This is a genomic window from Moorena sp. SIO4A1 (assembly GCF_010672065.1).
In the GTDB taxonomy this organism is placed as follows: domain Bacteria; phylum Cyanobacteriota; class Cyanobacteriia; order Cyanobacteriales; family Coleofasciculaceae; genus Moorena.
On record NZ_JAAHHX010000002.1, the window covers coordinates 308,478 to 317,529 of the forward strand.

At 44.4% G+C, this 9,052-nt stretch carries 2 protein-coding genes; both read left to right on the top strand.

The genetic code is table 11. The features are described from left to right. The first annotated feature begins 100 nt into the window (after positions 1 to 100). Positions 101 to 5,599, top strand: coding sequence for a tail fiber domain-containing protein (locus F6K53_RS02275; RefSeq protein WP_293063923.1), 5,499 nt, complete (start codon positions 101 to 103; stop codon positions 5,597 to 5,599). 149 nt (positions 5,600 to 5,748) lie between these two features. Next, positions 5,749 to 9,052: DUF4157 domain-containing protein (locus tag F6K53_RS02280; protein WP_293079849.1), on the top strand; the 3,304-nt coding region annotated here is incomplete at its 3' end.

Genomic DNA, 9,052 nt, shown 5'->3' on the forward strand with positions numbered 1-9,052 from the left:
GTTCCCTATTCCCTATTCCCTGCTCCCTATTCCCTATTCCCTGCTCCCTAAAACCAATAATTTTTCCCAGACCCAATTTCAAAGTACTATAATAACCATAATGAAAAATATTCAACGTCCCAATTACTTTACTTCCCAGTTTCTAGTAGAAGAAGATTTTAAGGATGAGCAAGCCTACCATCGTGACATGCGCCTGCGTCACAATCGTTTACTCCATGAATGGGGTGTGGTGGAAGGATTAGAAGTAACTAAAGCCGGGGATAAAAAAATTGCCGTTAGTAAGGGTATGGCCATTGATAAAGATGGTCAAGAAATTATTGTTTTACCCAATTGTACAGTACCGGACACGATTAACACGATTAACTTAGATGGATTACCACTCAAGGCAACTATTGAAATTACCGTCATGTATCGGGAAATTAAGGACAAGGGTTACCGAGTAGGTAGCGAGATCAAATACACTCGCACCACTGAACGTCCCAAGTTTCTAATTTACGGGAGTAACACAAGTCAAGACAATCTCCAAGACGGTAATGTAGATTTAAAAAATGCTGATAGTGACCCTAGGGATGATAAAGAGATTCTGTTGGCACGGGTGACCCTAGACAACAACGGTAAGGTTAGTGCAGTGGATAATTCTGTACGCAAGCTTGCTGGTGCTAAGTTATCTACTGCAGATGCTTTTCGAGTCAGATACGACTACAATTTCTTTGGGGCTAATCAAGATGCTTTAGTGATTGAACAAAGAGATCTTAATCACCCTAATCCTGATGGAGGGATTGCTTTTGTTAATACGGGTAACGATGGAGTTGTAGAAACTGCCCTTGTTATTAAAGGAAACAGCAATGTAGGTATTGGGACAAATAATCCTAGTGAAAAAATAGAGGTGGCTGGAACTGTTAAGGCCACCAACTTAAACCTGACAGGAGACTCAACCATCGATGGTTCCCTAACCGTTGCTGGAAACCTGGAAGTACAGGGGGATGTGATTGCCCGTGATACCGAGCATATGCCTGGGAATGTGTCCTTGGGGAATGGTGATAATGATCAAGTGATAATTGCAGGGGTAATTCGCTCAGAGCATTCATCTGGGGCGCTGAGGGTGGATGATGCGTTACATACCACTGGTGCTCTGACAGTGGATGGCAATGTCGGTATTGGCACAACCTCTATTCATAATCCTCAGGATTGGAACAAAGTTTTAGACATCTTAGGTTCACAGCATGCTCGGTTAAATGTCAGGTCTGGTGGTGGGGTAGTAACCAGTGTTTTTAGTCATGATAGTTGGAATGGAGCCAGAGGCGTAATTGGAACGGAATCGAACCACCCATTGACCTTTGCTACTAACTATCAACACCGTATGACGATTGACCCCAATGGCAATGTGGGTATTGGGACAACTAATCCACAATCCCTTTTGCAAGTTGGAGATGGATTAGGAGGTGGTAATCGCCCCTGGATGACAACAGGACTACAAGTTGCTTGGGATAGTGACAATGTATTTCTAGGATTGAAAGATGAAGGGGCAGATCGCAAAGATTCTGTACTGGCATGGGGAGATAATACCAATGATGTATTCAGATTCATTTTTGCGGCGACCGGTGGTGCTGCAGATGATCAAGAAATAATGAGGTTACAGCCAAACGGCAATGTCGGCATTGGCACAAATAATCCTAGTGAAAAATTAGAGGTGGCTGGAACTGTCAAAGCCACTAAATTTCAGGGGGCAGGAAATTCAACCATCGATGGTTCCCTGACAGTGAATGGTTTGCTGGAAGTAAAAGGGAATGTGTCCTTGGGGGATGCGGATAATGATGAAGTGACAATTGCAGGGGTAATTCGCTCAGGGCATTCATCTGGGGCGCTGAGGGTGGATGATGCTTTGCATACCACTGGTCCTCTGACAGTGGATGGGAATCTCAGTGTTAGGGATGCGATCGCTACTGCTCAATTAAGTGTGACCGATCGGGTAACAGGTTCCCTTACCATAGAAAATAACTTAACTGTGGGTGGTGTGCTGGCTAGCACTTTAGAAGTATCTGGGGCTTTAAAATTAGCGACTACAGGAACTCAGATTTTTCATAGTACTAATGAATCCGGTACACCTACTGGAGATGGTTTTCGACTCAGGTACGACAACAATTTCTTTGGGACTAGTCAAGATGCTTTAGTGATTGAAAAAACCGATGGGAATGACCCTAATCCTGATGGAGGAATTGCTTTTGTTAATACGGGTAACGATGGAGTTGAAGAAACTGCCCTTGTTATTAAAGGAAATGGGAATGTAGGCATTGGGACAACGAATCCTAGTGAAAAATTAGAGGTGGCTGGAACTGTTAAGGCCACTAGTTCTGCTTTTGGTTCCCTGACAGTGGATGGCAATGTAGGCATTGGCACAACCTCTATTCATAATCCTCAGGATTGGAACAAAGTTTTAGACATCTTAGGTTCACAGCATGCTCGGTTAAATGTCAGGTCTGGTGGTGGGGTAGTAACCAGTGTTTTTAGTCATGATGATTGGAATGGAGCCAGAGGCGTAATTGGAACGGAATCGAACCACCCATTAACCTTTGCTACTAACTATCAACACCGTATGACGATTGACCCCAATGGCAATGTGGGTATTGGGACAACTAATCCACAATCCCTTTTGCAAGTTGGAGTAGGAGGTATTAGTGCCCCCCGCCCCTGGATGACAAGAGGACTACAAGTTGCTTGGGATACTGACCATCTATTTCTAGGATTGAAAGATCAAGGGGCAGATCGCAAAGATTCTGTACTGGCATGGGGAGATAATACCAATGATGCATTCAGATTCATTTTTGCGGCGACCGGTGGTGCTGCAGATGGTCAAGAAATAATGAGGTTACAGCCAAACGGCAATGTCGGTATTGGCACAAATAATCCTAGTGAAAAATTAGAGGTGGCTGGAACTGTCAAAGCCACTAAATTTGAGGGGGCAGGAGACTCAACCATCGATGGTTCCCTGACAGTGAATGGTTTGCTGGAAGTAAAAGGGAATGTGTCCTTGGGGGATGCGGATAATGATGAAGTGAAAGTTACAGGGGTAATTCGCTCAGGGCATTCATCTGGGGCACTGAGGGTGGATGATGCTTTACATACCACTGGTGCTCTGACAGTGGATGGTAATGTCGGTATTGGGACAACCAATCCTAGTGAAAAATTAGAGGTGGCTGGAACTGTCAAGGCCACTAACTTTGAAGGGGATGGTTCGGCTTTAACTGGTATTAGTGCTGGAAAGTGGTCTGATGGTGGTAGTAACAAGATTTACTATAATGCTGGCAATGTCGGCATTGGGACAAATAATCCTATTGAAAAATTAGAGGTGGATGGAGCTGTTAAGGCAAAGTCGCTGACTATCGAAGACAACCTCACTGTCAATGGCAAGATTACAACCTCTGGCATGATTAGGGGGTCATCAATGCCGCCTAATCTAATCAGAAATTCCTACATGAATATACTCGATGGCAACAAGCCTGCTGGGTACACCACCCTTGGGAATGTTACTTTAGAAGCAGCCCACCCTTTCACGAAAGGGTTTGAAGGACCCTATGTAGGAACAAAACCAGCCAATGCTGCCGATAGTGTAGATGATGCAACCGAAGAAAATCCTTATTGGTTTGGCATATCTAACAAAGGTGCGCGAATAAAAAGAGGTGGTTTAGCTGATGGTTGGGCTAGTTTTCCTGACGGTAAGATTTTGAAAATTACTGGGGATAATTCAGGACAACATACCATGATACTTTTTCCCTTTGAGTCCCGAGGTAATTTTTTAACCAAAAAGTACGTACATCTCAAAGCTTGGCTCAAGATTTCTTCCGGTAAACAAGTGGGATTTGGCGAACTTGCTGGGTGGGGTAACGGAAAGCCTAATAGTGGATTGATAATTACCAAGGAACAAAGTGATAATGCTCCAGATGGTTGGTATCGAGTAGATGGCGTAATTCCCACATCTGAGGTAACGAAGTTGGGTGGTCAGAGTTTTTCTATGGGTATAGCGGGTGACGACGCTGACGGATCTTTTGAAGTATATCTAGCCTTACCATACCTAGCCAATTTAGATAATGATAGCTGGCTTCCTAGTGTTTCTGATATGCTTTCGCGGGATGGGTTAACAGTTCATCCTACTTCTGGTAATGTTGGGATTGGGACAACAGATCCTAGTACAAAATTAGAGGTAGATGGAACTGTCCAAGCCACTAGGTTTGAAGGGGATGGTTCTGGTTTAACTGGGATTAGCGCTGGTGGTGAAACCAAGTGGTCTGATGGTGATAGTAACAGTATTTACTATAATGCTGGCAATGTCGGCATTGGTACCAAAACCCCTAAAAGCACACAGCATATTGTCGGTGACTTAGTTCTTGGCAAAGATGCCAATAACCAGAAGTTTATTTTTCATTCAAGAACTTTTAAAAATGGAGATTTACTCCACTTCACTTGTGATAAACCTGACGGGGAGTGGGATTGGAACAAAGGCATAATTTTCTATCGCAATGGTAATATCACCATTAGGAATAGCAAATTAGAGGTATCTGGAACGGTTAAAGCTACTAAGTTTGAAGGGGATGGTTCTGGTTTAACTGGTATTAGTGGCGACGGAAAGTGGCAGACCTTATCCGGTAACCATATTCGCTACAATGGCGGTGTTTTGGTTGGTAATTACCTTCTCCCTAGAACTAATGACTCCCAAGAAAGAGGAGTATCCGGTGCCAGCTTCGCCATAACAGAAAAAGTAAATAATATTCCGCGCTGCTACGGTGTTAGGGGTCATTTCCAGGGTTTTCTAACGTCTATCGTTGTAAAAGATGAAAAACATCCAGACGACGAAATTATAGTTAAAGATGAGCCTAATGATACCACAGATGATATTCTTAAAGAGAATATTTCAATTTTAGGAGGCATTACTCCGGAAAACAGTCCTGAGTCTGTGAAACCTGGGGATTTTATTGAACAGCGAACTGAGATATCTGTAGAGGCAGTTGATACCATTAAAGGGGGTACTGTTCAACCTATTGATACCATTGATACCATTGAAGGAGACATACCTTCAAAGCTAGGTTTTTTAAAATCTGGATATGGTGGCTATTTCACTGCTATCAATGGTGGGGCATCTACTGTCTACGGAGTTTACGGTGAAGTAACAGGTAGTGAAGGAAGTACCTCCTTTGGTGTTTACGGTAGTGCCAAAGGTGCTGGCAACAATTATGCTGGCTACTTCAATGGTAGAGTGCATGTAACAGGTAATATAACTGCTAAGGAGTTTATAAGAGCTAACAATCTCCAACAAAGATCCTCACGACAGCTCAAAGAAAATATTAATACCCTGGCAATAGAAGATGCCATAGAAACCCTGGAAGGACTCAATCCCGTCCAATTCCGCTATAAAGAAGATCACCAAAAAGAAACCCACATTGGATTTATTGCCGAAGATGTGCCAGATTTAGTAGCAAGTCGCGATCGCAAAACCCTCAGTCCGATGGATATTGTGGCGGTTTTAACTAAAGTGGTGAAGGAGCAAAATAACACGATTTCCTTGCTAATGGAGAAGGTACAAACTTTGGAACACAAAAGTCAATAGTTAAGACTAGATCCCCCTCAATCCCCCTTAATAAGGGGGAGGTAAGAAAACACTGATTTTTGCTTTCCCTCCTTGATAAGGGGGCTAGGGGGGAGCTAAAAGATTAGTTCAAAAATTACTTCTGAACAACTAACTGAAAGGTGAACCATATGGGTAATCAACGGGCAAGCCAAACCAAAAACAACCAAACCACCCCAACGGGGAAAACCGTTCAAGCCAAGCCAACCCCCTTGGCTACCCATAGTCCGGTTCACCCCCTCCTGAAACTGCAAAGCATCATCGGTAACCAAGCCGTCAATCGTCTCATCCAGACAAAAATGCAAGTGGGGGAACCAGATGATGTGTACGAAAAGGAAGCGGACACAGTTGCAGCCCAAGTAATGCGCATGCCAGCACCACCAGTGCAAAATCAAACAGAGGAAGAGGACATTCAAACTAAGCCCATAGCGCTACAGTTACAATCCGAGGAAGAGGAAATACAAACTAAGCCGATCGCCCTACAGTTACAATCCGAGGAAGAAGAAATACAAACTAAGCCGATCGCCCTACAGTTACAATCCGAGGAAGAGGAAATACAAACCAAAGCAAATCCTGGTCAAACCCCACAAGTATCCCCTAATTTAGAAACCAAAATCCAATCCCGACGGGGTACGGGTCAACTTTTGTCAGAATCCATCCGTAGTTTTATGGAACCAAGGTTTGGGGCTGATTTTAGTAACGTGCGGGTGCATACTGACTCTAGTGCTTCACAGATGAATAAGGAGTTGGGAGCCCAAGCCTTTACCCATGGTAGGGATATTTTCTATGGTGCGGGGAAGTCTCCTGGTAAGAATAGTTTGACGGCCCATGAGTTGACCCATACCATACAGCAGACCGGGGGAATTCAAGCGAAGGTAATTGATCAACAGGCCAAGAAGACAAATAAATTCGAAAATAAGACTGGGTTTGCTGTTCCGATCAAGGATAGTCCGGGGAATGGGGTCAATCAAGAATCTCAGACTCTTGTCAAGGATACTGATATAAAACCAGAAGTCGAGGGGGAAAATACAGTTAACACAGAGGTAGTTGCACCTCAAGAAACTGCTGCTCCTAAGGCTGAAACAGCCCCAAAGCCGGAAACAAATGCAACATCGGTTAGTTCTGGAGAAACTCCAGGGAAAAACCAGGAGGCAATGGCTCCAGAAGCAGCTAATCAAGGGATTAAAGCTGAGGTAAATCAAGAAACCACGGCAACACCTGCTGAAGCAACACCCCAAGAAACTACTCCTGCTTCCCCAGAGTCAGATCCAGATTTTAAAGCAGTGGTTGCTAAGGCTAAGGGAGTTGCCAATAAGGAAAAACAACACGCCCCAGCTAGTACAAAAGCGAAAGAAGCCCAAGATGCAGCGGAAAGTCCTGCCAAGGAAATAGAAAGCAAAGCCCAGGCCAATCAAGTGGGTGAGATGGAACAGGCTCCCACTCCTGGTTTTAATGCTGCTGCTTTCAAGGCTAAATTAATGGAGCGCATCAAGTCAGCAGCTCCGAAAACTCTTGAAGAAGCGGATGAGTTTAAGGATAGTAACAAACTGGCTTCTGTCAAGAGCCAGATCCAAAATACCGTTAAGCAAGAGCAAACTGCATCTCAAGCACCCTTAGAACAGAAGGCGAAACAAGCACCGGATACCAGCAGTATCGAACCGAAATCAGTAACTCCCCTACCTGCCAATGAAGCCGGAGCAGTAACCAAAAATATTGGTGCTCAAAAAGCTATTCCTAAAGCCAAGGGACAAGGTGAAGTGGAGGCACCGCTACAAGAAAGTAGCCAAAAACTTGACCAACAGATGGCTGACGCTGATATTACCTCGGAACAGTTAGCCAATTCCAATGAACCCCAATTCCAAACGGCTTTAGCAGCAAAACAAGAGGCTCAAACTAATGCCAGCCAAGCACCCCAAGCCTATCGTCAGTTCGAGCAAAACCAGTTAACCCAAGCCCAAGGGGAAGCTGCAACCACAGCTGGGCAACAACTGCAAGGAATGCATGGCTCCCGCGCTGAATTATTAGCTCAGGTTACCAATCAGCAAGTTGAAGCTAAGGGTAAGGATGAGCAAAAGCGAATTGATGTTGCTAGCCACATCAATGGTATCTACCAAAACACAAAAACGTCAGTTGAGAACATCCTGAATGGCATTCAAGGCGAGGTCATGAGTCGCTTTAATGCTGGAACCGAGCGGGCTAAAAAGGCTTATGAAAATTACGTTGCTCCATACATGGAGGACTATAAAAGCCGTTACGATGGTATTTGGGGCGCAGGCAGGTGGTTTAAGGACAAGCTTTTGGGAGTTCCCCCAGAAGTTACTGCCTTTTTTAAAGAAGGGCGGAATGAATATCTCAGTGAGATGGATGTAACCCTTACTGATATTGCTAACTATGTGACTGAGCAGCTTAACCTAGCCAAGGAGAAGATTGCAGAAGGTAGGCGAGAAACTCAGGAATATGTAGACGGATTACCTGCTTCTTTGCAGCAGGTTGGACAAGAAGCTGCTAATAATATTCAGAGTCAGTTTGATGGGCTAGAGCAAAGTGTTGATGATAAACACGGTCAGCTCATAGATACCCTGTCACAAGCCTACACTAAAAACCTCGAAGAATTGGATGCCCGTATTGAGGAGATGAAGGCATCCAATCAACCCTGGTTCGCCAAGGCATTTGATGCCATAACTGGAGTCATCGATACTATTAAGAAACTCAAAGACATGTTGCTGAGTGTCTTGAGTAAAGCGGCTAGTGTGATTGGTAACATTATTAAAGACCCCATCGGCTTCCTAGGTAACTTAATTAGTGGTATCAAACAAGGCTTTGAGAATTTTGTCGGTAACATTGGGCAACATCTACAAGCCGGTTTAATTGGCTGGTTAACTGGAACCCTGGGACCGATGGGTATTCAACTACCCGATGACATCTTTAGCTTACCGGGAATATTCAGCTTAGTAACCCAAGTCTTGGGCTTGACATTTAATTACATTCGTGGTAAAGCAGTCAAACTCTTTGGGGAACCAGTAGTAGCTGGCATGGAGAAAAGCGTCGAAATATTCCAGGTATTACGCGATCGCGAACCCATGGGACTGTGGGAACATGTTAAGGAACAGTTCAACGACCTGAAACAAACAGTCATCGAAGAAATCAAGAACATGGTAGTTACCCAGGTGATCACCGCCGGGGTGAAGTGGGTTCTGAGCTTGTTAAATCCCGCATCAGCATTTGTCAAAGCCGCCATGGCAATTTATGATATAATAATGTTCTTTGTCAATCGCGGTAGTCAGGTGCTGGAATTGGTAAATGCGGTGGTGGATGCCGTGAGTGCGATCGCATCTGGTGCAGTTGGTGGTGCAGCGAAGTTGGTAGAGAATGCTTTAGCGAAAGCTGTACCTGTGGTAATAGGGTTCTTGGCTTCCTTGTTGGGTATTGGTGGTT

Bases quoted from the DNA above. Each gene is read 5' to 3' on its own strand.
- F6K53_RS02275 (WP_293063923.1), top strand. From the start codon at position 101: ATGAAAAATATTCAACGTCCCAATTACTTTACTTCCCAGTTTCTAGTA.